The 25,508-nt window shown below is 71.3% G+C and carries 21 protein-coding genes; 10 read left to right on the top strand and 11 right to left on the bottom strand.

Annotation, left to right across the window (positions count from 1 at the left end):
- Positions 1 to 50: 50 nt before the first annotated feature.
- From FGD71_RS09240 to lnt, 3 genes are all read right to left on the bottom strand, one after another.
- Complete coding sequence (locus FGD71_RS09240) at positions 51 to 2,270, bottom strand: NADP-dependent isocitrate dehydrogenase (RefSeq protein ID WP_119099897.1); 2,220 nt, start codon at positions 2,268 to 2,270, stop codon at positions 51 to 53.
- A 115-nt stretch (positions 2,271 to 2,385) separates the two neighbouring features.
- Complete coding sequence (locus tag FGD71_RS09235) at positions 2,386 to 2,859, bottom strand: NUDIX hydrolase (protein WP_119099896.1); 474 nt, start codon at positions 2,857 to 2,859, stop codon at positions 2,386 to 2,388.
- Positions 2,860 to 2,947: 88 nt separating this feature from the next.
- Complete coding sequence (lnt, locus tag FGD71_RS09230) at positions 2,948 to 4,561, bottom strand: apolipoprotein N-acyltransferase (RefSeq protein ID WP_119099895.1); 1,614 nt, start codon at positions 4,559 to 4,561, stop codon at positions 2,948 to 2,950.
- Positions 4,562 to 4,779: 218 nt separating this feature from the next.
- Here lnt and FGD71_RS09225 point away from each other — a divergent pair, with 218 nt between their 5' ends.
- The gene (locus FGD71_RS09225) at positions 4,780 to 5,865 is read left to right on the top strand and encodes an O-antigen ligase family protein (protein WP_119099894.1); all 1,086 of its coding nucleotides are present in this window, start codon (positions 4,780 to 4,782) and stop codon (positions 5,863 to 5,865) included.
- 9 nt (positions 5,866 to 5,874) lie between these two features.
- On the opposite strand, the gene FGD71_RS09220 is transcribed toward FGD71_RS09225, so the two are convergent.
- Together FGD71_RS09220 and FGD71_RS09215 are read right to left on the bottom strand one after the other, a co-directional pair.
- Positions 5,875 to 6,432, bottom strand: coding sequence for a hypothetical protein (locus FGD71_RS09220; RefSeq protein WP_119099893.1), 558 nt, complete (start codon positions 6,430 to 6,432; stop codon positions 5,875 to 5,877).
- Between the two features lie 157 nt (positions 6,433 to 6,589).
- Positions 6,590 to 7,375, bottom strand: coding sequence for a glutamate racemase (locus FGD71_RS09215; RefSeq protein ID WP_119099892.1), 786 nt, complete (start codon positions 7,373 to 7,375; stop codon positions 6,590 to 6,592).
- Positions 7,376 to 7,433: 58 nt separating this feature from the next.
- Between FGD71_RS09215 and FGD71_RS09210 the strand changes: the two genes are divergently transcribed.
- Positions 7,434 to 8,609 carry a glycosyltransferase gene (locus tag FGD71_RS09210; RefSeq protein ID WP_181359156.1) on the top strand — a complete coding sequence of 392 codons (1,176 nt, stop codon included), beginning with the start codon at positions 7,434 to 7,436 and terminating at the stop codon, positions 8,607 to 8,609.
- 14 nt (positions 8,610 to 8,623) lie between these two features.
- On the opposite strand, the gene FGD71_RS09205 is transcribed toward FGD71_RS09210, so the two are convergent.
- Entirely contained in the window at positions 8,624 to 9,967 is a 1,344-nt protein-coding gene (locus FGD71_RS09205) for a TerD family protein (protein ID WP_119099890.1), read from the bottom strand.
- Positions 9,968 to 10,267: 300 nt separating this feature from the next.
- Between FGD71_RS09205 and FGD71_RS09200 the strand changes: the two genes are divergently transcribed.
- The 4 genes from FGD71_RS09200 (at position 10,268) to FGD71_RS09185 (ending at position 15,032) form a co-directional block, all read left to right on the top strand.
- Complete coding sequence (locus FGD71_RS09200; RefSeq protein WP_119099889.1) at positions 10,268 to 10,705, top strand: DUF6643 family protein; 438 nt, start codon at positions 10,268 to 10,270, stop codon at positions 10,703 to 10,705.
- Positions 10,706 to 10,810: 105 nt separating this feature from the next.
- Positions 10,811 to 11,635 (top strand): MOSC domain-containing protein, encoded by an 825-nt coding sequence (locus tag FGD71_RS09195; protein WP_119099888.1) that lies wholly within the window; start codon positions 10,811 to 10,813, stop codon positions 11,633 to 11,635.
- A gap of 187 nt (positions 11,636 to 11,822) precedes the next feature.
- Positions 11,823 to 12,428 carry an Rv1733c family protein gene (locus tag FGD71_RS09190; protein ID WP_181359155.1) on the top strand — a complete coding sequence of 202 codons (606 nt, stop codon included), beginning with the start codon at positions 11,823 to 11,825 and terminating at the stop codon, positions 12,426 to 12,428.
- A 168-nt stretch (positions 12,429 to 12,596) separates the two neighbouring features.
- Positions 12,597 to 15,032 (top strand): right-handed parallel beta-helix repeat-containing protein, encoded by a 2,436-nt coding sequence (locus FGD71_RS09185; protein WP_162931077.1) that lies wholly within the window; start codon positions 12,597 to 12,599, stop codon positions 15,030 to 15,032.
- Here the strand turns inward: FGD71_RS09185 and FGD71_RS09180 are convergent.
- Positions 15,002 to 17,497 carry a hypothetical protein gene (locus FGD71_RS09180; protein ID WP_420878261.1) on the bottom strand — a complete coding sequence of 832 codons (2,496 nt, stop codon included), beginning with the start codon at positions 17,495 to 17,497 and terminating at the stop codon, positions 15,002 to 15,004. The two genes, FGD71_RS09185 and FGD71_RS09180, sit on opposite strands and share 31 nt — an antisense overlap.
- Positions 17,498 to 17,794: 297 nt before the next feature.
- Here FGD71_RS09180 and FGD71_RS09175 point away from each other — a divergent pair, with 297 nt between their 5' ends.
- Positions 17,795 to 18,625 carry a DeoR/GlpR family DNA-binding transcription regulator gene (locus FGD71_RS09175; RefSeq protein WP_119099886.1) on the top strand — a complete coding sequence of 277 codons (831 nt, stop codon included), beginning with the start codon at positions 17,795 to 17,797 and terminating at the stop codon, positions 18,623 to 18,625.
- Positions 18,626 to 18,723: 98 nt separating this feature from the next.
- On the top strand, positions 18,724 to 19,203 hold the full coding sequence (locus FGD71_RS09170; protein ID WP_119099885.1) for an SRPBCC family protein: 480 nt from the start codon (positions 18,724 to 18,726) through the stop codon (positions 19,201 to 19,203).
- Between the two features lie 84 nt (positions 19,204 to 19,287).
- Here FGD71_RS09170 and FGD71_RS09165 read toward each other — a convergent pair whose 3' ends face one another.
- On the bottom strand, positions 19,288 to 20,385 hold the full coding sequence (locus FGD71_RS09165; protein ID WP_119100038.1) for a PLP-dependent cysteine synthase family protein: 1,098 nt from the start codon (positions 20,383 to 20,385) through the stop codon (positions 19,288 to 19,290).
- Between the two features lie 352 nt (positions 20,386 to 20,737).
- On the opposite strand from FGD71_RS09165, the gene FGD71_RS09160 reads away from it, so the two are divergent.
- Together FGD71_RS09160 and FGD71_RS09155 are read left to right on the top strand one after the other, a co-directional pair.
- Complete coding sequence (locus FGD71_RS09160) at positions 20,738 to 21,061, top strand: hypothetical protein (RefSeq protein WP_119099884.1); 324 nt, start codon at positions 20,738 to 20,740, stop codon at positions 21,059 to 21,061.
- Positions 21,062 to 21,244: 183 nt separating this feature from the next.
- The gene (locus FGD71_RS09155; RefSeq protein ID WP_119099883.1) at positions 21,245 to 21,796 is read left to right on the top strand and encodes an ATP-binding protein; all 552 of its coding nucleotides are present in this window, start codon (positions 21,245 to 21,247) and stop codon (positions 21,794 to 21,796) included.
- Between the two features lie 26 nt (positions 21,797 to 21,822).
- On the opposite strand, the gene FGD71_RS09150 is transcribed toward FGD71_RS09155, so the two are convergent.
- Genes FGD71_RS09150 through FGD71_RS09140 form a run of 3 tightly spaced genes read right to left on the bottom strand, consistent with a single transcriptional unit; the run spans position 21,823 to position 25,453 of the window.
- Positions 21,823 to 24,384, bottom strand: a complete 2,562-nt coding sequence (locus FGD71_RS09150) for an ABC transporter permease (protein WP_119099882.1) — start codon at positions 24,382 to 24,384, stop codon at positions 21,823 to 21,825.
- A complete protein-coding gene (locus FGD71_RS09145; RefSeq protein ID WP_119099881.1) occupies positions 24,381 to 25,148 on the bottom strand; it encodes an ABC transporter ATP-binding protein in 768 nt (255 codons plus the stop codon). Before FGD71_RS09145 ends, FGD71_RS09150 begins: the two co-directional genes overlap by 4 nt.
- Complete coding sequence (locus tag FGD71_RS09140) at positions 25,145 to 25,453, bottom strand: SHOCT domain-containing protein (protein WP_119099880.1); 309 nt, start codon at positions 25,451 to 25,453, stop codon at positions 25,145 to 25,147. The genes FGD71_RS09145 and FGD71_RS09140 overlap by 4 nt, the downstream gene beginning before the upstream one ends.
- Positions 25,454 to 25,508 lie beyond the last annotated feature (55 nt).

Raw genomic sequence — 25,508 nt, 5'->3', positions numbered from 1 at the left:
CGGGACCGCCCCGGCCGGCGGTGTGCCGACCGGGGCGGAAAGACGAACGCTCAGGCGAGCGAAGCGAGCGCCTGGTTGAAGGTCGCCGACGGACGCATGGCGGCTGCGGCCTTGGCGGTGTCCGGCCGGTAGTAGCCGCCGATGTCGGTCGGCGAGCCCTGGACCGCGAGCAGCTCGTCGACGATGGTCTGCTCCTGCGCGGTCAGCGTCTCCGCCAGCGCGGCGAACGCCTTGCCGAGCTCCGCGTCGTCGGTCTGCCGCGCCAGCTCCTGCGCCCAGTAGAGCGCCAGGTAGAAGTGGCTGCCGCGGTTGTCGATGCCACCGAGGCGACGGCTCGGCGACTTGTCGTTCTCCAGGAACGTCGCGGTCGCGCGGTCGAGGGTGTCGGCGAGGACCTGGGCGTGCGCGTTGCCGGTGGTCTGCGCGAGGTGCTCGAAGCTGGACGCCAGCGCGAGGAACTCGCCCAGGCTGTCCCAGCGCAGGTAGTTCTCCTTGACCAGCTGCTGGACGTGCTTCGGCGCGGAGCCGCCGGCGCCCGTCTCGAACAGGCCGCCGCCGTTCATCAGCGGGACGACCGACAGCATCTTGGCGCTGGTGCCCAGTTCCAGAATCGGGAACAGGTCGGTCAGGTAGTCACGCAGCACGTTGCCGGTGACCGAGATGGTGTTCTCGCCGCGGCGGATGCGCTCCACGGAGAGCTTGGTCGCCTCGACCGGGGACAGGATCTTGATGTCCAGGCCCTCGGTGTCGTGCTCCGGCAGGTACTGCTGGACCTTCTCGATGAGGACGGCGTCGTGCGCCCGGGTCTCGTCGAGCCAGAACACGGCCGGGTCGCCGGTCGCGCGGGCGCGGGTGACGGCCAGCTTGACCCAGTCCTTGATCGGGGCGTCCTTGGTCTGGCAGGCGCGGAAGATGTCGCCGGCCGAGACGGTCTGCTCCAGGACGGCGTTGCCTGCCTGGTCGACGAGGCGGACCGTGCCCGTGGCGGGGATCTCGAAGGTCTTGTCGTGGCTGCCGTACTCCTCGGCCTTCTGCGCCATCAGACCGACGTTCGGGACCGAGCCCATCGTCGACGGGTCGAAGGCTCCGTTGGCCCGGCAGTCGTCGATGACGACCTGGTAGACGCCCGAGTAGCTGCTGTCGGGCAGGACGGCGAGGGTGTCGGCCTCCTCGCCGTCCGGCCCCCACATGTGGCCGGAGGTGCGGATCATGGCCGGCATGGAGGCGTCGACGATGACGTCGGACGGGACGTGCAGGTTGGAGATGCCGCGGTCGGAGTCGACCATCGCCAGCTCCGGGCCCTCGGCCAGCTCGGCGTCGAAGGAGGCCTTGATCTCGGCGCCCTGGGGCAGCGACTCCAGGCCCTTGTAGATGCCGCCGAGACCGTCGTTGGGGGTCAGCCCGGCCGCCGCCAGCGTGGCGCCGTACTGCGCGAACGTCTTCGGGAAGAAGGCGCGCACCACATGACCGAAGATGATCGGGTCGGAGACCTTCATCATCGTGGCCTTCAGGTGCACGGAGAACAGCACGCCATCGGCCTTGGCCTGGGCGATCTGCGCGGTCAGGAACTCACGCAGCGCGGCGACCCGCATCACGGACGCGTCCACGACCTCGCCCGCCAGGACGGGCACGGACTCGCGCAGGACGGTGGTGGAGCCGTCGTCGCCCTTCAGCTCGATGCGCAGCGCGCCGGCCTCGGAGATCACCACGGACTTCTCCGTGGAGCGGAAGTCGTCCACGCCCATGGTGGCCACGTTGGTCTTCGACTCGGCGGTCCAGGCGCCCATGCGGTGCGGGTGGGCCTTGGCGTAGTTCTTCACCGAGGCGGGGGCGCGGCGGTCGGAGTTGCCCTCGCGCAGGACCGGGTTGACGGCGCTGCCCTTGACCTTGTCGTAGCGGGCGCGGATGTCGCGCTCCTCGTCGGTCTTCGGGTCGTCCGGGTAGTTCGGCAGCGCGTAGCCCTGCTCCTGCAGCTCGGCGACCGCGGCCTTCAGCTGCGGGATCGAGGCCGAGATATTGGGCAGCTTGATGATGTTCGCCTCGGGCGTCTTGGCCAGCTCGCCCAGCTCGGCCAGGTGGTCGTCGATGCGCTGGCCCTCCTCGAGGTACTCGGGGAAACCGGCGATGATCCGCCCCGCCAGGGAGATGTCCCGCGTCTCCACGGAGACCCCGGCCGTCGAGGCGTACGCCTGGATCACCGGCAGGAACGAATGCGTCGCCAGGGCCGGGGCCTCGTCAGTGTGCGTATAGATGATGGTCGAGTCAGTCACCGGGTGCTCCGCTCCACGTCTGCAACATTGCTCGACATCAAGATATCTCCTGATCGCCCCTCCCCGGACAGGGGTCCGCACAACGAGCATCTGCCCGGGGGCGCGACGGGCTCACTCAGGTCATGGGGTCGAACCACGTGGGCGCGTCGGAGAGTGCCTGCTTGATCCGGGACAGGGCGAACTCGTTCAGCTCCGGCAGTGCGTCGACGCTGAACCAGCCGACCTCCACCGACTCGTCGTCGTTGACGCGTGCCTCGCCGCTGACGGCCCGGCAGCGGAAGGTGATGTCCATGTACTGGCAGGTGTCGCCGTTCTCGTAGGTGACCGGGTTCAGGGCCTGCACCAGCACGACCCGCTCGGCGACGCAAGTCACCGCCGTCTCCTCGAAGACCTCGCGCACCGCGCAGACCGCCGGCTGCTCGCCCGGGTCCGGGATTCCGCCGATCACCGACCACTTGAGGGTGTCGGAGCGGCGGCCCAGCAGCACCCTGTCCTCGTCGTCCAGGACGATGGCGGTGACTCCGGGGAGCCAGAGCAGTTGCTGGCCGGCGGTGGCCCGGATCGTACGGATGAAGTCAGGAGTAGCCATGGGGCGACCCTAACGGCCCGGCTCCGTCGCCCCGATTGATTCCGGGCGCGTGCGACCGACGTAGGAGTGGCGTCCGACTCGCGTACGGCTATGCGTCACCGGCGCGTCGGCCGCGCACCCCGGCGATCACCGCCCAGCCGAGCCCGCCGGCGGCGACCAGCAGGAGCGCCATCTCGGGGAGCACGCCGAGACGCGTGGCCGGGGTCTCGGAGGAACGCAGCGGGACCTCCTGGACCAGTGAGTCCGCCACGAACATGCCGGTCTTCTGCGTGATCTTCCCGTCGGGCATGATCACGGCGCTGACGCCGCTGGTCACCGGGACGGTGACGGTCCGGCTGTGCTCCACGGCGCGGACCCGGGACATGGCGAGCTGCTGGTAGGTCATCTCGCTGCGGTCGAAGGTGGCGTTGTTGCTCGGTACGGAGATGATCTGTGCGCCGTCGGTGACCGTGTCGCGCACGGCCCAGTCGAAGGCCGCCTCGTAACAGGTCGCGAGCCCGACCTTTGTGCCCGCCATGGTGAACACGCCCGGCTTGGTTCCACGGCTGAAGTCCTGGCGCACCATGGACGTCCAGTCCTTGTTGATGGCACCGACCAGCCAACGCAGTGGGAGGAATTCGCCGAACGGCTGGACCTGACGCTTGTCGTAGGTGTCGACGGGGCCCTTGTCCGGGTCCCAGAGGATCTGCTCGTTGTAGAGCTTGCCGTCCTTCGCGACGACCCCGCCGACCGAGACGGGCGCACCGATCGCCTTGGCGGCCGTGTCGATCACGGCGCGAGCGTCGGGGTTGGCGAACGGGTCGATGTCGGAGGAGTTCTCCGGCCACAGCACGAAGTCCGGCTGGGGGACGTCACCAGCCTTGATCTTCGCGGCCAGGCGCTCGGTCTCCCGGGCGTGGAAGTCGAGAACGGCGCGCCGCTGGGAGTTGAAGTCGAGTCCCAGGCGCGGCACGTTGCCCTGGATGACGGCGACGGTCGCGGTCCCGTCCTCCGCCTTGTCACTGACCAGGGGCCGCGAGGCGAAGGCGCCGAGCACAGGGACGACGACGCTGAGCAGCGCCACCACGGCGGCGGAACGTCGTACGGCACGAGTGCGCCGCATTTCGACGACCTGACGGACGATCTCGTACAGCCCGAAGCCGCACAGGACGACCGCGAACCCGAGCACAGGAGTGCCGCCCACCGCGGCGAGCGGCAGGAAGACGCCGTCCGCCTGACCGAAGGCGATCTTGCCCCAGGGGAAGCCCCCGAACGGCACGCGCGCGCGTACCGCCTCGCCGGCGGTCCACAGAGCCGCTGCCCACAAGGGCCAGGCCGGCAGCTTCGACACCGCCGCGACACCCGCGCCGACGAGTGCGACGAACACCGCCTCGATGACGACCAGGGCCAGCCACGGCCCCGGCCCGACCTCCACACCGGTCCACACCAGCAGGGGCAGCAGATAGCCGAGGCCGAAGACGTAGCCGAGGCCGAAGCCCGCCTTCCACGTGCGGCCGCGCAGGCACCAGCCGAGGACCGCGAAGGCCGGCAGGGCGAGCCACCACAGGATGCGCGGCGGGAAACTGACGTAGAGCAGCACTCCGGAGAGTGCCGCGACGGCGGCCGGAAGGAACCGTCGCACCAGCCGTACCCCGCGCGATGCGGGCCGGGCCTGCGGTTCGAGCTGTTCCGACTCGTCTACGGATGTTGCTGTGGCGGTCACTCAGGGAGTGTACGGCGGATGACCTGACCGCCGACAGCGCGGTCCGTCCGCCGCCGGTCAGGCACCTCACCTGCGCGCCGCATCGTTTCTGCGCAACTCGTCCACAAATCGGCGCACCACCCGTTACGGTGTGCCGAAGCCCCTCACGTACGGCCGTATCCGGCCAATCGTTCGGGGTCCGTCATGGGTCGGGGGGCGACGGGGTGGGATCCACGGGGATGGCGTCGACGACCGGTCCGGTGTCGCCGTACGACAAACATCACGACAGACGCACGGTGTCGGACACGACCGGCGTGATCGTGCTCGGCGCCTGCGCGGCCTGGTCCTTGATCACCGCGTCGGCGCACGGCGGCCGGCCCGAAGGAGTGCTGCTCGCGGTGCTCGCCGTGGCCGCCGGTTACGCCTCGGGGCGGATCTGCGGATCCCTCCTGCCGGTCGCCGCCCCCTGCGCGGGCGCACTCGCCGGGCTCGGCCTCGCTGTCACCGCCCCGCACACCACACCGGGGCCGCAGGTCACTTCGCCCCTCGGGCATGCCGGTGCCATCGCGGCCCTGCTGGCCCTGGCCACGGGAGCCGCGTGCTGTGCGGCCTGGGCGGCCCGCACTCCGAAGCTGCGTCTCGCGCTGCGTCTCCTGGCCACCGGGATCGCGGTGACCGCCACCGTGCTGGGCTCGACGGCGGGCTTCGTCGCCTGTGCGGGGGTGCTCCTGTGCTCGCTCGCCGCGGACCGGATGCGGCGCCGCGCCCTGGGGCTCGCGGGTCTTGCCCTTGCCACGGCCCTCGTGACCGGTGGGACCTGGGCGATCGCCGAGAACGTACTGCCCGACGGCCTGACCTCCTCCCTGGAGGGAGAGCTCACCGCGCAGCGAGTGCAGCTGTGGCGCGACGCTCTCGACATGGCCGGCCAGGAGCCGGGGCTCGGTGTCGGCCCCGGCCGGTTCCCGGAGCTGAGCTCGACGATCACGCAGGCGTCGTCACCCGATGGCAGGCCCCACTCCGCGCCGTTCCAGCAGGCGGCCGAGCAGGGGCTCGTCGGCGTGGTGCTGCTCGCCGCCGTGTTCTGCTGGGTCCTGTACGCGCTGTGGCGTGCCCCGCGCCCCACCCCGGTCGCGCTCACCGCGGGCGCCGCCCTGACGGCGCTGGCGGCGATCGCGGCGGTCGGCAACGCGCTGAGCTTCCCCATGGTGACGGCCGGCGCGGGCCTGCTCGCGGGCCTCGCCACCGCCAGTCCGTTGCATGAGGAGGCGCCGGGAAACGAGGTGGACCAAGGCAGGCGCACCCGAAGTGGTCAACTGGGGCCGTGACGGCCGGTGTCAGACAGCGGGGCCCGGAGTGGTGGCCCGCAGCCGGGCGCGGATGACGCGTACAGCCGCCTCGGCGTTGTCCACCGTGACCGTGAACGTATGGCCGTCGCCGAGGCGGAGCACCAGGCCCTCGCCGCGCCGGACGATCACGGCGGTCCCTTTCTCGGGCCGCCAGCGGTAACCCCATCCGCCCCACTGACGCGGAGTGACACGGGGAGCGAAATCGGCATCGGCGATCTGTGAGAACGGGATGCGGCGGCGCGGCAGGCCGATGTGGCCGCACCGGACTTCGAGGCAGTCCTTGTCGACCTTCACGGCGACATGCACGAACGCCAGCGTGCCGAACAGGACGAGGAGTCCCGCGGCGATGCAGCCGACCACGGACATGACGAGCGGGGCGATGCCCGACGTCCAGGCCGAGTCGATGGCCAGTTCGATGCCCAGCGCCATGCACGCGGCGCCGCCCAGCGCGAGCAGCCACTGCACGCGGTTGGTCGCCCGGCCGTGCCATACCTCGGGATACGGGGCGTCGGCAGCGCCCTTTTCACCGTGGGGGTGGTCCCTCATGCCTTTGAGGGTACTCAGGTTCCTCAGCGCGGGCACCGGGTTGCAGCTTGTTACTGCTCCGGGTGGACGCAGATGTCCGGTCCGGCACCAAGGGGTGTCCTCCGGATCAGCCCCCGCTGCGGCGGGTCCGCGCCTTCAGTGCGCGGGGCTGACCGTTTCAGCGCGCGGGGCTGACCGCCCGCAGCAGCCTGCCCTCCGCGTATGTCAGCGCGGCCGTGGGCAGCGGCCCCTCGCTTCCGCTGAGCAGCACCGTGAGCGTGCCTTCGGCAGGCGCCTCGGGGGCGGCCTCCTCGCCGATCCGGCGCAGGGCCTGCGCGGCCACCGCGCCGGCGGAGCCATGCATGACGAGCGGGTCGGCGCCGGGGCGCTGCACCGCCTCGCGGATGCGCTCGGCGACCAGTTCGTAATGGGTGCAGCCCAGGACGACGACTCTTACCTCGTCGGGGGTGATCGCGGCGGCCGCCGCGATCGCGGCGTCGATCGCCGCCTCGTCCGCCTGTTCCACGGCGTCGGCGAGTCCCGGGCACGGCACCTCGGTGACCGCCACGCCGTCGGCGAACTCACGGATGAGGTTGCGCTGATAGGGGCTGCCGGTGGTGGCGGGCGTCGCCCAGATCGCGACGGGTCCGCCGCTCGCGACGGCCGGCTTGATCGCCGGGACCGTGCCGATGACCGGCAGGCCGGGTTCGAGGCGGGCTCGCAGGGCGGGCAGGGCGTGCACGGACGCCGTGTTGCAGCCGACGATCAGGGCGTCGGGCCGGTGCGCGGCGGCGGCCTCGGCGACGGCCAGGGCCCGCTCCGTGAGGTCTTCCACCGTGCGCGGACCCCAGGGCATGCCGTCGGGGTCCGAGGAGAGCACGAGATCCGCGTCGGGACGCAGACGGCGTACCGCGGCGGCAGCGGGAAGCAGACCGATTCCGGAGTCCATGAGCGCGATCTTCACCCGGTCACCATAGACGATCCGCCTCAACGGGCCATGGCGGTGCGGCAGACTGCGGCGGATGGACACCCTTGTGTGGAGCGCTTCGGGATCGCTCGCCGCGTGGCTGTGGCTGCTGCTGGGGCAGGGTTTCTTCTGGCGTACGGATCTGCGGCTGCCACCGCGCCGGGAACCGGAGGAGTGGCCGTCCGTCTGCGTGGTCGTACCGGCCCGGGACGAGGCCGCCGTGCTGCCGCACAGCCTTCCGTCGCTCCTCGCGCAGGACTACCCAGGGCGGGCCGAGGTGTTCCTGATCGACGACGGGAGTTCGGACGGCACCGGCAGGCTCGCCCAGGAGCTGGCCCAGCGGCATGGCGGGCTGCCACTCACCGTGGACTCGCCCGGGGAACCGCCCGCGGGCTGGACGGGCAAACTCTGGGCCGTACGGCACGGAATCGGTCTGGCACGCGCGCGTGCACCCGAGTATCTGCTCCTGACGGACGCGGACATCGCCCATGGGCCGGACAGCGTGCGGGAGTTGGTCTGCGCGGCCCGCACCGGAGGCTTCGATCTCGTCTCGCAGATGGCCAGGCTGCGGGTGGAGAGCGTGTGGGAGCGGTTGGTGGTGCCCGCTTTCGTGTACTTCTTCGCGCAGCTGTATCCGTTCCGCTGGATCTCGGTGAAGGGGGCCCGGACGGCCGCCGCGGCGGGTGGCTGCGTCCTGTTGCGCGCGGACGCCGCCGAGAAGGCCCGGATCCCGGACGCCGTCCGACAGGCCGTCATCGACGACGTGGCGCTCGCGAAAGCGGTCAAGGGCTCCGGGGGACACATCTGGCTAGGGCTCGCGGAACGGGTCGACAGTGTGCGCCCCTACCCGCGGCTGCACGACCTGTGGCGCATGGTGTCGCGCAGCGCGTACGCCCAACTGCGGCACAGCCCTCTGCTGCTGGCCGGTACGGTCGCCGGGCTGGCGCTGGTGTACCTGGTGCCGCCCGTGGCGCTCTTCGTGGGGCTCGCCTCGGGGGATGCGGGCGCGGCGATGGCGGGCGGGCTCGCCTGGCTGCTGATGACGGCCACGTACTTGCCGATGCTCCGCTACTACCGGCAGCCGCTCGGGCTCGCTCCGCTGCTCCCGGTCACGGCGTTTCTGTACCTCCTCATGACGGTGGATTCCGCGGTGCAGCACTACCGGGGGCGCGGCGCCGCCTGGAAGGGGCGTACGTACGCCCGCCCCGACGCGGCGCCGGAACAGCGGTAGCAGTCAGGAGGAGGTCACTTGCGGCCCGGCGTCCAGTTCATGCCCCACCCATAGGCGTAGTCGACGGTGCGCTGCGGGCTCACGCCGCGCTCGGGGACCAGGTAGCGCGCTTCGCGCTGGACGACGAGGTCGCTTCCGGTGTTGGTGATGAGGGCGAGCGCGCACACCGTCGAGGGCACGGTGCACTCGTCGAGCGAGAAGTCGACGGGCGCGCCGTGCAGCGGCTGAAGGGTCACCGTGGCGTGCAGATCGGCGAAGGAGCGGGCGCCCTCGTAGATCGTCACGAAGATGAGGATGCGGCGGAAGGCCTGTTGGTGGTCGAGGCTGATGGTGAGGTTCTCGCCACTCGCGACCGCGCCGGTGCGGTCGTCGCCGTCGAGATGGATGTACGGGGGCTGGTGCAGCGCCCCGTATGCGTTGCCGAGCGCCTGGACGACACCTTTGCTGCCGTCGGAGAGTTCGTACAGGGCGCACAGGTCGAGGTCGAGGTCCGCGTGCATGGCGACGGCCCGGCCCAGCTTGCTGCCCCACCCCGAGAACTGCTTGCGCACCTGCCAGTTGAGGTTCACGCGCAGGGCGCCCGAGGTGCCGCCCTGCTTGGTGAGCGAGACCGACGGGGCTTCCTTGGTGAGTGTGACCTTGGTCAGGCGTACCGGTGCCGTGGGCTGGGCCGGCGGTGCGGGCGGCGGAGTCACCGGCGGCGCCACCGTGACCGGCGGGGCCACGGGCGCGGGCGGCGGTGGCGCCATGGGCTGCGCGGGCCGGGTCGTTGACGGTGCGGGCGGGGCCGTGGAGGGCGTCGACGGGGCCGCGGAAGGCGCGGGCTGCGCCGCCTGCTGCGGCTCGTCCACCGTGATCCCGAAGTCCGTGGCCAGCCCTTCCAGACCGCTGCTGTAGCCCTGCCCGACGGCACGGAACTTCCAGGCACCCTGCCGGCGGTAGAACTCCCCGAGCACGAAGGCGGTCTCGACGGTCGCGCCCTCGCTGTCGAAGCGCGCGACCTCCGTGCCCTGTTGTGCGTCGAGGACCCGGATGTACAGGCCGGGCACCTGCCCGAACGTGCCGCCGTCCGAGGAGGCGGCGAGCACCACCGTCTCGATCGCGGGCTCCACGCGCGCGAGGTCGACGAGCAGCGTGTCGCTCACCTGGCCGCCGGCGTTCCGCTTGCCCTCGTGCCGCACCGCGCCGGAGGAATGGACCGGCTGGTTGTAGAAGACGAAGTCGTTGTCGGAACGGACCTTTCCGGAGGCCAGCAACAGGGCCGAGGCATCCGCGTCGGGGACCCCGTGGCCGGAACGCCACCCCAACTCGACACGAAGTCCGGTCGTGGGCACCGGAACATTCGATCCTTTAGGCATTGACATGTCCGCCCCCATCAGGTGTCACCGCGCCGTCCGACGACCGCGCCTCAGTGCGTTGAGTCGTTGTTCGCCAACTTATTCCCCCGACGGGCGAAGGCCCATGACCTCAATAACGAGTTCACTACGCTAATCCCCGGTAACCCGCCCGGAACTCGGCTTTTACGTGATCTGAACGTGGCACGCTGCCCCTTTTTGCCAGGTTCACCCACATTGAGGACCCCCCGTCACGGCCGACACGGAAAACAACCCTCTTATCGGTCTCCCCAACCAGCACATCGTGGGCTTAACTTATGTGCCATGACCTCCCCCCGCTCCACCTACGGTGGCGGTTACTACTCCGCCTCCTTCCCGGACACCCCGATCTACGACTCGCTCGTCGCAGAGCGGGGTACCCCGCAGATCGCGCCGATCCGGGTCCCCTCGGCGTACGACTCGGGCAGCCATCTGCCCGCGCTACCGGCAGCGCTGCCCGCCCTGCCGGCCGCTCCCTCGCCGCAGACTCCGTCGTACGGCTACCCGCAGGCCCAGCAACCGCAGCCACTGCAGCAGGCCGCCGCGCCGTACATCCCCCAACAGACCAACGGACCGCGGGGCTACCCAGGCACCCAGACCCAGCAGCCGCAGCGCCCCGTAGCGGGCGGCACGGGCTACGAGGCGATGCGCCCGGCGGCGCCGCGTCCCGCCCCGGCCCCGTACCAGGAGCCGTACAACGGTCAGCAGTACCGCGGGTACTGAGGTTCCCGGCGGGTACTGAGGTCTCTCGGGTACTGGCGTCGCTCGGCGGGGGTTGTCGGTGCCGGTCTCGGCGGGGTTGTCGGTATCGGCTGGCAGGATGACCCCATGTCGACGCCGGTACTGCACTCCGTCCACGTCTATCCGCTCAAGGCGGCCCGGGGCCACGCCCCGCGCGAGGCCGTCGTGGAGCCGTGGGGCCTGGCGGGCGACCGGCGCTGGGTACTGATCGACGAGACGGGCAAGATCGTCACCCAACGCACGCATGCGCGCATGGCGTTGGCCTCCGCCGACCCGCTGCCCGGCGGCGGGGTGCGGCTGTCCGGCCCCGGCCGTGAACCGCTGACCGTCCCGGTGCCCGATCCGATCGGCACGACGACGGTTCACATCTGGCGGGACAAGGTGGATGGGGTTGCCGCCGACGCCGCGGCGCACGCCTGGTTCAGCGACTACCTCGGCGTCGAAGTGCGCCTTGTGCATCTAGACGACCCGGCCACACGCCGGCCCATCGATCCGGAGTACGCGCGCCCGGGCGAGACCGTCAGCTTCGCCGACGGCTACCCCCTGCTGCTCACCACGCTCGGCTCCCTCGACGCCCTCAACTCGCTGATCATGCGGGGTGACCGGCCCGACGAGGGCCCGCTTCCCATGAACCGCTTCCGGCCGAACCTGGTCGTCTCCGGCACGGAGCCCTGGGCGGAGGACGACTGGTCACGGATCGCCGTCGGCGAGGCCACCTTCCGGGTCGCCAAGGGATGCGGGCGCTGCGTCGTGACCACCACCGATCAGGACACGGCCGAGCGCGGCGGAGAGCCCCTGCGCACCCTCGGCCGCCACCGCCGCGTCGGCGGCAAACTGCTGTTCGGGCAGAACCTGGTGCCCGAGTCCCTCGGCACAGTGCGTCTGGGAGATCCGGTCAGAATCCTCGACTAGGGGGTGACCCAAACAACACCCCTTGGATCCTCGCGGAGGGAACCACGGCACCGCTCAGGGCCGTTGAACATGATGAGAAATGCATGAAAGGCCGGTAGGAGAGGTGATTTCGCTCTCTCTTGCCCGGCCCCGTGCGTGGACGGCTCCGATCTGGGCTATCACGGACGCGGAAGGGGGGTGCGGGACATTGCGGGCAATCAGGGGACTCTGGCGCTGGCGTCACAATGCGCTGCGCCGCACGACCGATCTCGTCGAGGCATGGATGGCGCTGGCGGCGCTGCTGCTCATCCTGGTCGCCGCGCCCCTCGTCGGCACCCTGATCGGCTCAGTTGCCCAGGATGCCCTGCAGGAGTCCGTACGGGAGCAGAGGCAGAGCCGCCATCTGGTGGAGGCGACCGTCGTCAAGAAGGCGGACAGCACCCCCTTGGACACCGATCCCGAGACGTCCTCGGCGCGCGACTCCCGCAGCCGGGTACTCGCCAACTGGACGGGCCCGGACGGCACCGCCCACCACGGCACGGTCATGGCCGCCCTCAAGTCCCCGCACGCCGGTGACCAGTTCACGGTGTGGACCGACGACCACGGCCGAATAATGGGCCGCCCCCTGGACACCGCCACCGCGACGACGCACGCCGTCCTGGCCGGATTCGGCGCGGCCGCCCTCTGTGCGGGACTCGTGGAGGGCGGCCGGCGACTGCTCGTCTGGCGCATGGTGCGCCGCCGGTACGCCCGTTGGGACCAGGAATGGTCGCAGGCGGGCCCGGACTGGGGCAGGACCGGTACAGGCAGCTGACAGCTGTCGCTACGGTCAACTCCCCCTCCCCGCGCACGCTACGGTGGACCGGCCGAACTGTTCGGCACGTCGTGAGAGGCTGTCCTGGATCCCCGTCTGCGCATCCGACGGGTATCGATGTCAGCCTCTCAGGACCCGCGTACGACGAGGTGGGGGCACAACAGCGCCATGGCACAGGGCACGGTCCAGGTGACGCACACCGGCACGTCACGGTGGCGACGCCGCACGGGTGAGTACGCATCGCTCGCCGCCGCCCTGGAGGCCGCGGGAGACGGGGACGTGCTCACCGTCGCTCCCGGTACCTACCGGGAGAACCTCGTCGTCCAGCGGACAGTGACCCTGCGCGGCCCTGAGGGCTCCCCCGGTTCCGTACGCATCGCGCCCGTTGACGGAGTGCCTCTCACGGTGCGCGCCTCCGCCCTGGTCCAGGACCTGCTCGTGGAGGGCCAGGACGCGGCCGCGCCGGCGGTGCTCGTCGAGGAGGGCGCGCCGGAGCTCATGGACATCCGGATCGTCACGCGCTCCGCGGCCGGGCTCGAGGTGCGCGGGGGCGCGCGCCCGACCGTACGACGGTGCACGGTGGACAATCCGGCGGGCGTCGGCATCGCCGTACTGGACGGCGGGGGCGGGGTGTTCGAGGAGTGCGAGGTCGTCGCGGCCGGGCAGTCGGGCATCTCCGTGCGCGGTGGCGCCCACCCGCGCCTGGAGCGCTGCCGGGTGCACCATGCCTCGGGCGCGGGCCTGTCGGCGACGGGCGAGCACTCGGCGTTCGAGGCCGTCGGCTGCGAGGTGTACGAGGTCAGAGGCAGTGGCGTACAGGTCACCGGGCGGGCGACGGCCCATCTCACCGACTGCGATGTGCACCGTACGACCGCGGACGGCGTCACGCTCGACACGGACGCCGTGCTGACGCTCGCCGACTGCCGGATCCACGACATCCCGGAGAACGCGGTCGACCTGCGCTCCCGCTCGGTCCTCACGATGACCCGCTCCACGGTGCGGCAGTTCGGGCGCAACGGCCTGTCGGTCTGGGATCCCGGCACCCGCGTGGACGCCAACCAGTGCGAGATCCACGACAGTACGGGCGACTACCCCGCGGTCTGGGTGAGCGACGGCGCGACCGCTCTGCTCGACTCGTGCCGGGTGCACGACGTGCCGGATGCCCTCTTCGTGCTCGACCGCGGCTCGCGCGCCGACGTCGTCGACAGCGACCTGTGGCAGGTGCGCAACACGGCGGTGTCGGTGAGCGACGGCGCCACGGCGCAGCTCGACGACTGCCGGATCCGGGACGCCGCGACGGGTGCCTGGTTCCGCGACCACGGCAGCGGCGGCACCCTGTCGGGCTGCACCGTGGACGGCACACAGACGGGTGTGATCGTGACCAAGGGCGCCGACCCCACCGTCGAGCGATGCACGGTCACCTCGCCCGCGGAGGCCGGTTTCTATGTCTCGGCCGGCGGGCGCGGCAGCTTCCACGGCTGCCGGGTCACGGGCAGCGGCGGCTACGGCTTCCACGTGATCGACGGCTGCCGTACGACGCTCAAGAAGTGCCGCACGGAGCGATGCGCGCGTGGAGGGTACGAGTTCGCGGACGCGGGTGGAGAACAGGCGTCCGGCAGTGGACCCGTCGTCGAGGACTGCACGAGCGACGAGAGTGCCGGCGTGCGGCCTCCGGCGCAGGAGCCCGCCGTGCAGACGGCCGGCCAGTCCCCCGGTCTGCTCGGCGCCATCCCCGGCCAGCGCACCACCGAGCAGGAACCGCTCGTCGCCGCCCATGAACCCTCGCCGCCCGCGCGCACGTCGAAGGCGGTGCTCGGTGAACTCGACGCGCTGGTGGGCCTGGACAGCGTCAAGCGCGAGGTACGCGCCCTCACCGACATGATCGAGGTCGGCCGCCGTCGCAAGGAGGCCGGCCTCAAGGCCGCCTCCGTCCGGCGCCATCTGGTCTTCACGGGCTCCCCCGGCACCGGCAAGACGACGGTCGCCCGGCTGTACGGCGAGATCCTGGCCTCGCTCGGTGTCCTGGAGAAGGGCCATCTCGTCGAGGTCTCCCGGGTCGACCTCGTCGGTGAGCACATCGGTTCCACGGCCATCCGCACGCAGGAGGCCTTCGACAAGGCACGCGGCGGCGTGCTGTTCATCGACGAGGCCTACGCGCTCTCGCCGGAGGACTCGGGACGCGACTTCGGTCGCGAGGCCATCGACACGCTGGTGAAGCTGATGGAGGACCACCGGGAGGCGGTGGTCGTGATCGTCGCGGGGTACACGGCCGAGATGGAGCGCTTCCTGAGGGTCAACCCGGGTGTGGCCTCCCGCTTCTCGCGGACCATCACCTTCAGCGACTACGTTCCCGAGGAACTGCTGCGGATCGTGGAGCAGCAGGCCGAGGAGCACGAGTACCACCTGGCGCCGGGCGCCGGCGAGGCGCTGCTCAAGTACTTCACCGCGATCCCGAAGGGGCCCGCGTTCGGCAACGGCCGCACCGCGCGGCAGACGTTCGAGGCGATGGTGGAGAAGCATGCGGGGCGGGTCGCCCAGCTCGCCGAGCCGAGCACGGACGACCTCACCCTGCTCTACGCCGAGGACCTGCCCGAGCTGCCCTGAGGTTCGCCGTCCGCGCCCGGACCGGGCTGGAGCACGCCGCCATCGGGCATGGCGACGCTGTCTGGCGCGGCGACGCTGTCGCTGTCGGGCGCGGCGACGGGCTCAGGTGCGGCAGACTCTGGGGGCCCTCCTTCCGGGCGCGGTCCCGGTACGTCCGGCCGGAGCCGCGCGAGCAGTCGTCGCCGCTCTTCCGCGAACGCCGGGTCCGCCTGGTAGCCGGAGTGCCCGAGGATCGGCTCGGGCAGCGGGTGCCGCGCGGTGCGACCGTATGACAGAGGATCCTTGAGGGCCTCGCGGTCCACCGGGGGGCCGCAGTCGCCGGGCAGCCGGACGGGCCCGCCGATGGGGTCGGTGGCCCGGTGGAGGTTGCGCCAGCAGTCGACCTCGCGGCGCAGGCTGCTCAGCGCGGCCGACCCGAAGTGAGCCGGGAACCAGCGCCCGTAGAGCCGCTCCAGGGGCGAACCGTAGGTCAGCAGGGCGACCCGCTTCCGGACCGACGGCGTGAGCTGCCAGACCGCGGCCGCCGCGAGGACGCTGCCCTGGGAGTGCCCGGAGATCACGAGCCGCCCGCCCGTGGTGCCCGTCCACGTCGCCATGCGCCAGGTCAGGTCGGGCACGGCGCGCTCGGCGTAGCAGGGGGGCGCGAAGGGGTGCGCCGCGCGCGGCCAGAACGTACCGACGTCCCACAGGATGCCGATCGTGCGGCGGGCCGACGGATCGCGATAGGCGCGGCGGCCCCAGGTGACGAGCAATATGAAGCCGACGCCGATCAGCCAGGAGCCGAGGGCCTGCGCGGTCTCGGCCGCGCCCTCCACGAAGGCGTACGTGCCTTGTGCGGCATCGCCGGGCACCTCGTCGGTCGTCATCGCGCCCACGAGGGCGACGGCACCCAGCAGGAGTGTGACGGTCGAGATGATGCCGATGATGCGGGGCGCCCGGTCGGTGAGGGCGGCCATCGCGCGTGTCCTCGCGATGCGCTGGGTGCGCTCGGCGTCCTGCGGCTCCGACGGGTAGTCGAGGCCCACCTTGTCCGTCTCGGCGCGGCGCAGCTGCCCCGTGCGCCTGGCCAGCCAGCCGAAGAGCGCCAGGAGGACGACGATGAGGGGTGGGATGACGGACGCCTGCCAGGTCAGGAACACCGGCGGGCCGTCGATCGGTTTCTCGGTGCCGTCGAGCCAGTCGGCGACGCGCTGGGCCACCCCGCCGGACATCACGCCGCCCAGGGCGCAGGCCAGCATCGCGACGGCGGGTCCGGCGAGGCCCCGCATCGCGGTGCGGGTGTCGGGGTGGGTGCGATACAGGAGGTGGGCCACCACGCCCAGGGCGATCACGAGCAGGCCTTGGACGAGGGCGATGCCGCCGAAGGTCCCGCCGCCCGGCAGCCGGTGGCCCGACTGCCAGTCCGGGCGCGACCAGCCGGCGTACAGGAGGGTGAGCGCGAGCAGGGCGAGTGAGCCGAGGGGCAGCCAGCGCACCAAGGTCGCGTCGAGCTGCCGGTCGAGGTGTCTCTCGCTGCGGCCCCTGTGGCAGACGACCCAGATCACCACGACCGCCCCCGCGACGAGCGTTGCGGTCAGCAGCAGGCCCAGCGTTTCCAGGGCTGCCGGCCCGCCGTCCTCGCGGTCGTGGCGGGCTGCGGAGACACCGACCCCGGCGGCGACCGTCAGCAGCCCGGCGGCGGTGTGGGCGGCGCGCAGCCTGGCCACCAGCCTGCGCCCGTACCAGAAGCCGGGGCGGCCAAGGGCCGGGCGGCCGTTGTCGTCGGAGTCGTCGCGGGGGGCGCCCCCTTCGGACATCGGCCGCTGGGACTCGTACGCGCTCCAGGTGCGGTGGGAGAGGTACCACAGGAGGCCGGTGAGGGCGGCGGGTGCCAGGGAGGCGAGGGCGAGGCGGCGGCCGGGCTGACTCCACCAGCCGTCGTCGGATCCGGTGGGTGAGAGGAAGCCCAGCCAGGAGTTTTCCGCGGCGCACTCGGGCGTACCCGCGCACTGCCAGGCGACCAGGTCGAGGGCCACCTCGCAGGCGGCTGCCACCAGCAGCACCGTGAGCGTGAGGCTCACGAGGCGGACGAGCAGGCCATGGAGGCGTACCGTCCGCGTCCGGCTGTCGGGCACCGTGGGCCGCATCCAGTGGGCGAGGTTGACGACCATGAACGGCAGGAGCAGCAGCCACAGAGCGCGGGCTCCGTTTCCGGAGGTGAGGTTGCACCACACATACGCCTCGGGCACCGGTCTGCCGCGGTAGTCGTCGGGGCGTGCTTCCGCGTCGGCGTCGTCGACGCGGCGGTAGACGGCTGCCGTCTCGTCTCCGGTGATCCGCACGATGCGCGGATCGTTCAGCATTCCCTGGGGCGTGGTGCCACCGACGCCGTGAACCAGGAGTTCCAGTGCGGTGTAGGGCGCCGCGGGCGGCTGCTCGGGGCTGATCGCCTCCCCCGTCGAGGCAGGTTCCTTTGAACGCTCCACTGTCTTCGATTCCCCCGTGATGCGATGTGATGCCACGTGGCATGTGTCATGCGCAGGTACAAGGATGTCGGTTTCAGGGGCTGTGCGCACGTCTCGTCACGGAATCTCCCCGATCCGTGTGACGGTCAGGGCCGCTGTTGCCCGCGTGGCGTGTGCACGTCGGTACAGGGAGTGGCGCGACCTGCGGTCACCCATGCGAGGATGAGACCTCCTTGGGGTCGAAGGCGGGAGAATGTGCTCGTCGGAGGGGGTACGAGGGCGTGTCGGACAGAACGAGGCGAAAGGACCGGAGCGGGCGTGAGTGAGAATCAGAATCTTCTCGCGGAGCAGCGCCGCGCCCTGATCCTCGACGAGGTCCGGCGGCGCGGCGGCGTCCGGGTCAACGAGCTCACCAGGAAGCTCGGCGTCTCCGACATGACGGTCCGCCGTGACCTGGACGCGCTCGCCCGGCAGGGCGCGGTGGAGAAGGTGCACGGCGGCGCGGTCCCGGTGGTCGAGGCGAGCACCCACGAGCCCGGCTTCGAGGCCAAGTCGGGTCTGGAGCTGAGCGCCAAGGAGGACATCGCGCGGGCCGCCGCGGAGCTGGTCACGCCGGGCTCGGCGATCGCCCTGTCGGGCGGCACGACGACGTACGCGCTCGCCCATCAGCTCCTGGACGTGCCGGACCTGACCGTGGTGACCAACTCGGTGCGCGTGGCCGACGTCTTCCACGCGGCACAGCGGAACTCGGGGCAGCGGCAGGGCGCGGCCACGGTCGTGCTGACGGGGGGCGTGCGCACTCCGTCGGACTCCCTGGTGGGTCCGGTCGCGGACCGGGCGATCGGGGCGCTCCACTTCGACCTGCTGTTCCTGGGGGTGCACGGCATCTCCGTCGAGGCGGGTCTGTCGACGCCGAACCTGGCGGAGGCCGAGACCAACCGGCGGCTCGTACAGTCCGCGCGGCGCGTGGTCGTGGTCGCCGACCACACCAAGTGGGGAACGGTGGGCCTGAGCTCGTTCGCCGCACTGGAGCAGGTCGACACCCTGGTCACGGACGCCGGACTGCCCGCCGAGGCGCGCACGGACATCTCCGAACACCTGCGGAGTCTGGTGGTGGCGGGCGAACCCGTGGACGATACAGACATCTGATGGTCCGCCAGCTATCGTGACCTCGCCCGCGCACCACCGCTCCACCTCGGGTTCGCTGTGCTGTCCGGATCCCTTTTCCCGCGAGGGGGTTTTCGTCCATGGCTCGCCGACTGCGTCCGGCAGGAATCGACTTCGTCGAGACCGCTCCGTTGCGTCTGGTGTTCGCGAGAGGGGTGACCGCGCCGCCGGAGGCCGTCTTCCGGGCGCTGGCCGAGGACGTGGCGGGCTGGCCGGAGTGGTTTTCGGCGGTGACGCTGGCCCGGCCGACCGAGGGCGGCGCCGGGCGGCAGATCCACCTCAAGGGCGGGACACGCTTTGAGGAGACGGTGATCGCGTCCCAGCCCGCCGAGGTGTACGCCTATCGCGTCGACGCGACGAACGCGCCCGGGGTGCGAGCCCTCGTCGAGGAGTGGCGGCTGACGCCGGACGGCACGGGCACCCGGGTACAGTGGACCTGGGCCGGCGACGGGACCGCGGCATTCCGGTTCGCCGTGACGCTGGGGCGGCCGGGGCTGGGGCGCGCGTTCCGCGCCGCGGTCACGAAGCTTGACCGGCGTCTGGCGTCCACGCACGCCTGAGGGGTGATCGCCCGCCGGCACCCGCCGCACCGCACGGCTCCCTCGACGGGACCGCGGTGCGGCATCCGACCTCGCCGGCTCCGCTCAGTCCGGCCAGACCCCTGTAGCGAGCAGTGACTCGATCGCCGTCGTGTACGGCGCGATGTCCAGCCCCTGTCCGCCCAGCCACTCGTCCGAGTAGTACTTGTCCAGGTAACGGTCCCCGGGATCGCACAGCAGGGTGACGACGCTTCCCGTACGGCCCGCGGCCACCATCTCGGCGACGATCTTCAGCGCGCTCCACAACCCCGTGCCGGTCGAGCCGCCCGCCTTGCGCCCGAGGCCGTGTTCCAGCGCCCGTACGGCGGCCACGCTCGCCGCGTCCGGCACCTTCATCATCCGGTCGATGGCGCCGGGCACGAAGCTCGGTTCCATGCGCGGCCGTCCGATGCCTTCGATACGGGAACAACCGTCCGCGGTGACGTCGGCGTTGCCCGTCGTCCAGCCCTCGAAGAAGCAGGAGTTCTCCGGATCGGCCACGCAGATGCGGGTGTTGTACTGCATGTAGTGCACATAGCGCGCGATGGTCGCCGAGGTGCCGCCGGTGCCGGCCGCGGTGACGATCCAGGCGGGCTCGGGGTAACGCTCCAGCCTCAGCTGGTGATAAATCGACTCGGCGATATTGTTGTTGCCGCGCCAGTCCGTGGCCCGCTCTGCGTAGGTGAACTGGTCCATGTAGTGTCCGCCGGTCTCCACCGCGAGGGCGGCCGCCTCCTCGTACATCTTCCGCGGGTCGTCCACGAAGTGGCACCGGCCGCCATGGAACTCGATCAGTCGGCACTTCTCGGCACTCGTCGTACGCGGCATCACCGCGATGAAGGGCACGCCGATCAGTTTGGAGAAGTACGCCTCGGAGACGGCCGTGGAGCCGCTGGACGCCTCGATGACGGGGCGGTCGGGCCGGATCCAGCCATTGCACAGGCCGTACAGGAACAGCGAGCGGGCGAGGCGGTGTTTGAGGCTGCCGGTGGGGTGAGTCGACTCGTCCTTCAGGTAGAGGTCAATGCCCCACAGCTCAGGCAGCGGGAAGCGCAGCAGGTGTGTGTCCGCGGAGCGGTTGGCGTCGGCCTGGACCTTGCGTACGGCTTCTTTGAGCCAGAGCCGGTACTCCGCGTCGCTGCGGTCCACGTCGGCTGTGGCCATCGGCTCGTGGGTGCGGACCTGCTGTGGGGTGCTCACGGCCGGGCTCCTTAAGGTCGTGCCGCCGCAAGGTTCATGCGGTCGGACGCCTCGATCATAGACACCCTCCGCACACTCCTCACCTGCATAAACACGACTTTGAGCATCTCAAAGGAACCACTGGGGAACAGGGGTACGGACGGGTGGGGGCGCATCCACCGAAGTGCGCCGGACCATGGGAGCGACGCCGTCATGCGCACTGGTGCTCGACGCGTTGGGCGTGCAGACTGCACCGCAGGGGACGGCGATCCCGAGCGGGGATGCACACTGGATCAGGACCGGAGCACAGCCGTAGCGCACAAGGGGGCGGGGCATCATGGCGGAGCCGGAGTTCACGGCCACGGGCGTGCGCATCGGAAAGAGGCTGCGCTCACTCACCCAGGCCGGACAGGTCCGGATCAGCGACGGCAGGCTGGAGTTGCTCACCAGTTACGGCCGCGAGATCGACAGCGCTCCGGTGCAGGCAGTCCGCGCGTCCAAGCCCTGGTTCGCCCATGACGACCGCGCGTTGGCGGACGTCAACGGCACGCGCTACACGCTCACCCTCGGCGATCACGACCCCGCTCCGGGGGAGCCGGGGCCGCCCGCCGCACGCCGGTTCATCGAGGCGGTCCGCAAGGCCGCCGGGCGCGGCCGCTGAGAGTGTCACGAGTTGCAGGACCACCTCCCCTGAGTCACGCTGATCTCACGTCACTCTGGGTTTACCGGCGATTACGCTGCGAATCAGTCGCCGGGCACCAACAGCGGACGGCCGTGATACGCGGGCAGCCCGCTGGATCCGTACTCCGTCTTCTTCCGGACCTCAATTCGGGGAGTCGCAGCCGTGATCAGTCAGCCAAGCAGGCACTGCACGGTGGAGCTCCAAGCCCTGCCGTCGCGGATCGGCCAGGTCCGCAGAATCGTCTCGGCGCAATTGCGCTACTGGCATCTCGACCCCTTGATAGACCGGGCCGCGCTCGGTGTGACCGAGCTGTTGACCAACGTCCACCGGCACGCCGAGCCCGACAAGATGTGCACCGTGGAGATGGAGCTGCTGCTCGACCGGCTCACGGTCTCGGTGCACGACCACGACCCCCGCCTTCCCGAGGTACGGGATGCCGGCCCGTCCGCCACCAACGGCCGCGGCCTCGCGATGGTCGCGGCGGTGAGCGAGAGCTGGGGTGTGCGTCCGGACGGTGAGTCCGGCAAGGTCGTGTGGTTCTCGCTTCCGGCGTCCGCCTCGGCGTTGGCTCTGCCCTTCTGCCCGCCCTACGGAGCGGCGGTGGAGACCGCGTCTGCCGCGTCTGCCGCGCCTCGCGGCTTCGCGGAGGTGGAGCACGCCGCCGACGGTGTCGGATCAGGACACGCTCCCGCCCGGTCGGCCGTTGCCGGCTGACCGGGCGGTGACCCGCACTCACTCGGTCACTCGGTGGCGATGGCGCGCAGCACGTCGAGGCGCGCCGCCCGCCGAGCCGGGCGCAGTCCGGCGAGGGCTCCGGCCGCGAGGCCCACGAGCGCCACCACCGCGAGCTGCGTGGGCGGCAGCGCGAAGGCGAAGGCACTGTCACTGGCGCCGTCGGACGCCTCGACGAGCACCCAGCCGAGGAACCCGCCGAGAACGAGTCCGCCCACCGTGCCGAACGCGGCGACCAGGACCGACTCCCAGCGGACCATGGCGCGCAGCTGCGCCCGGGTCTGACCGACGGCCCTCAACAGGCCGAGTTCGCGGGTGCGTTCGTGGATGGCGAGCGTCAGCGTGTTGGCGATGCCGAGCAGCGCGATCAGCACAGCCAGCGCGAGCAGCGCGTAGACCAGGGTGAGCATCATGTCGATGCCGCCGGCCGAGGACTGCGCGTACTCGTCGCGGGTCTGCACCTCGGGGTTGCCGTATGCCGCCGCGACCTTCTCGACCGCCGCCTTGCCGTCTGCCGCGCTCACGCCGTCCTTGAAGGAGACGGCGATGAGGGTGTCGGAGTCCTGCGTGCGGTGCGGGGCCCAGGCGTCGCGGGTGATGACGTAGTCGCCGGCGAGTTCGGACCGGCCGTAGACCGCGCGGATCGTGAAGGTCTTCTTCTCGCCGTCGGTGAAGGCGAGTTGGGTCGTGTCGCCGGTCTTGAGGTGCTGCCCCCCGGCCTCCTTCTCGGTGATGGCGATGCCGTCCGTGCCGAGGTCCCGCATCGAACCGCGGACCGTGCCGAGGTCGAAGGTCCTCTGGAGCGCGACCGGGTCCGTGACCGTCAAGGCGCGCCCCTTGCCGTCGACTTCGGCGACGCCGCGGCCCAGGCCGACCGCCGTGTCCACCTCGGGCCGCTCCGCGATGGCGCCGGCGAGCCTGGGGCTCAGTCCACTGCCACCCGCACCGAACGACGGAGTGCTCACGGCGACGTCGCCCGCGAAGGACCGCGACACCGTCTGGTCCATGGTGGCCTTCAGCGAGGCGCCGAACACCGTGAACAGCGAGACGACGGCGACGCCGATCATCAGGGCGCTCGCGGTCGCGGCGGTGCGCTTCGGGCTGCGCAGGGCGTTGCGCCGGGCGAGCCCGCCGGTGACTCCGCGCAGCCGGTCGAGGGGGCTGCCGAGGACACGTACGGCCGTGGCGGACGCGACCGGGCCGAGGACCACGAAGGCCGCGAGCGTCAGGACGGCGCCGGAACCCGCGAGCCACAGGGAGGGACTCACGAGCACCCCGGTCAGTGTGACGGCGACGGCCAGCGCGCCGAGTCCGCCGCCCACGACGGCACGGGGGCGGGACGCGCCGGACTGGTCGACCGCCGTCTCCCGCAGCGCGGCGAGCGGCGCGGTGCGTCCCGCCCTGACGGCGGGCAGCAGCGCGGAGCCGAGGCAGACCACGATGCCGACCGCCAGCGGCAGCAGCATCGACCAGCCGCTGATCACCAAGTCCCCCTCGGGGAACGGGAATCCGATGGCCGGGAACAGAGCCTGCAGCCCCGCCGCGACGCCGATGCCGCCCGCGAGGCCCGCCGTCGAGGCGAGCACGGCGACGACGCTCGCCTCGACGAGGGTCGAGACGGTGACCTGGCGGCGGGAGGCACCGAGGGCGCGCAACAGGGCGTTCTCCCGGGTGCGCTGGGCGACGACGATCGCGAAGGTGTTGTGGATGGAGAAGGTCGCCACCAGCAGGGCGATGCCGGAGAAGACCAGAAGGAATGTGGTGAAGAGGGTCAGGAACTGGCTGGAGATCATGTCCGTGTTCTCTTCGGCCGACTCCTGACCGGTGATCGCCTCGATTCCCTGGGGCAGTACGGGGGTCAGGGCGTCCACGAGCTCCTGCTGGCTGGTGCCGGGGCCGGCCCGCACCTGGATGCTCGCGGCCTCGCCCGGCTTCGCGGTCAGATACTTCTCGGCATCCGCCTGCGTCATACCGGTGAAGGTCACCTGCGCCATGCCGTCCTCGCCGCCGAACGTCGCGAGGCCGACGATCGTCACCTCGACCGGGTCGGGTGTCCGCAGCGTCGTCGTGTCGCCGATCTTCAGGTCGCCCTTCTCGGCAGCTCCCCGGTTGACGACGACCTCTCCGGACTTCGACGGGGCACGGCCCTCGGCGAGTCGGTACGCGTTGAGCTTCGGGTCGTCGATCCAGTTGCCCGCGAGCGTGGGCGGGCCCGCGCCGCCGATGGGGTCGCCGTCGGCGCCGATGAGCTGACCCGCGCCCTGGATGTCGGGCACGGCGGCCGCGACACCGGGTGTGTCCTCGATCTTCTTCACCAGGCCCGTGTCGACGGGCTGCCGCACGCCCTGGCTCTCCCCCGGCGTGGTGATGGTGTTGGCGCTGCGGACGACGGCGTCGGTGCCGCTCGTCGCGTTGCCGAACATCGTGTCGAATCCGGCGCGCAGCGTGTCACCCATGACGAGGGTGCCGGCCAGGAAGGCGACACCGAGCAGCACCGCCAGGAACGTACCGGCGAAGCGCCGCTTGTGGGAGCGCAGGGACGACACGCTGATGCGCACGGACGCGTTCATGCCGGTGCCCCCTTGCTGTCGAAGGCCTTCATGCGGTCCAGGACCTTGTCGGCCGTCGGGGATTCCATACGGTCCACCAGGCGCCCGTCGGCGAGGAAGACGACCTCGTCCGCGTGCGCGGCGGCGACGGGGTCGTGCGTGACCATGACGACCGTGCGGTCCATCCGCCGTACTGCCCGGCCGAGGAGGTTCAGGACCTCCTCGCCGGAGCGTGAGTCGAGGTTGCCGGTCGGCTCGTCGGCGAAGACGACGTCCGGCCGGCCCGCGAACGCCCGTGCCACGGCGACGCGTTGCTGCTGTCCGCCGGAGAGTTCGGCGGGTCGGTGATGGAGTCGGTCCCGTAGGCCGACGACATCGATGAGGGCGTCGGTCCACTCGCCGGCCGAGCGCCCGTTCCTGCCGCCCGCGAGATCCAGGGGCAGCGTGATGTTCTCCGCGACGGTCAGCGTCGGCACCAGGTTGAAGGCCTGGAAGACGAAGCCGATGCGGTCACGGCGCAGCAGCGTGAGGCGGCGGTCGTCCAGTTTGCCCAGCTCGGTGTCGCCGATGAAGGCCGAGCCGGAGGTGAGCGTGTCCAGGCCCGCCGCGCAGTGCATCAGGGTGGACTTGCCCGAGCCCGAGGGCCCCATGATCGCGGTGAAGCGGCCGGCCGGAAAGGTGACGTCCACTCCGTCCAGGGCCCGTACGGCGGTGTCGCCGCGGCCGTACACCTTCACCGCGTCGGCGACACGCGCCGCGCTCTTGGTGGCGGTCGCGGTGTTCATGCCCCACCGCCCTTGCCCGTGAGCCCGTACTGCCCGAACTGCTCCTCCAGGACGGAGAGCCGACGCCAGTACTCGTCCTCGTCGATCTCGCCGGAGGCGAAGCGGCGGCCGAGCATCGCGATCGGCGAGTCGCCGGCGGGGCGCGCCTGGTCCATGCCGCGCCAGAAGCCGCGGGGGCCACGGCGGCCGCGCCAGACGGTACGGCGCAGGACGGTCACGACGCCGATCACGACGGCCGCCCAGATCAGCGGGAAGAACAGGATCCACGGGCCGGGCCCGCCGTCCCAGTGCGCCAGGGTCTGCATCTGAAGTCATCTCCTCGATGGCTGTTTCGGTGACGCTTCGAGGTTCGCGCCGGGA

It is taken from the genome of Streptomyces sporangiiformans (assembly GCF_005768555.2).
Taxonomy (GTDB): Bacteria; Actinomycetota; Actinomycetes; order Streptomycetales; family Streptomycetaceae; genus Streptomyces; species Streptomyces sporangiiformans.
This window is presented reverse-complemented; position numbering and strand designations above follow the sequence as displayed.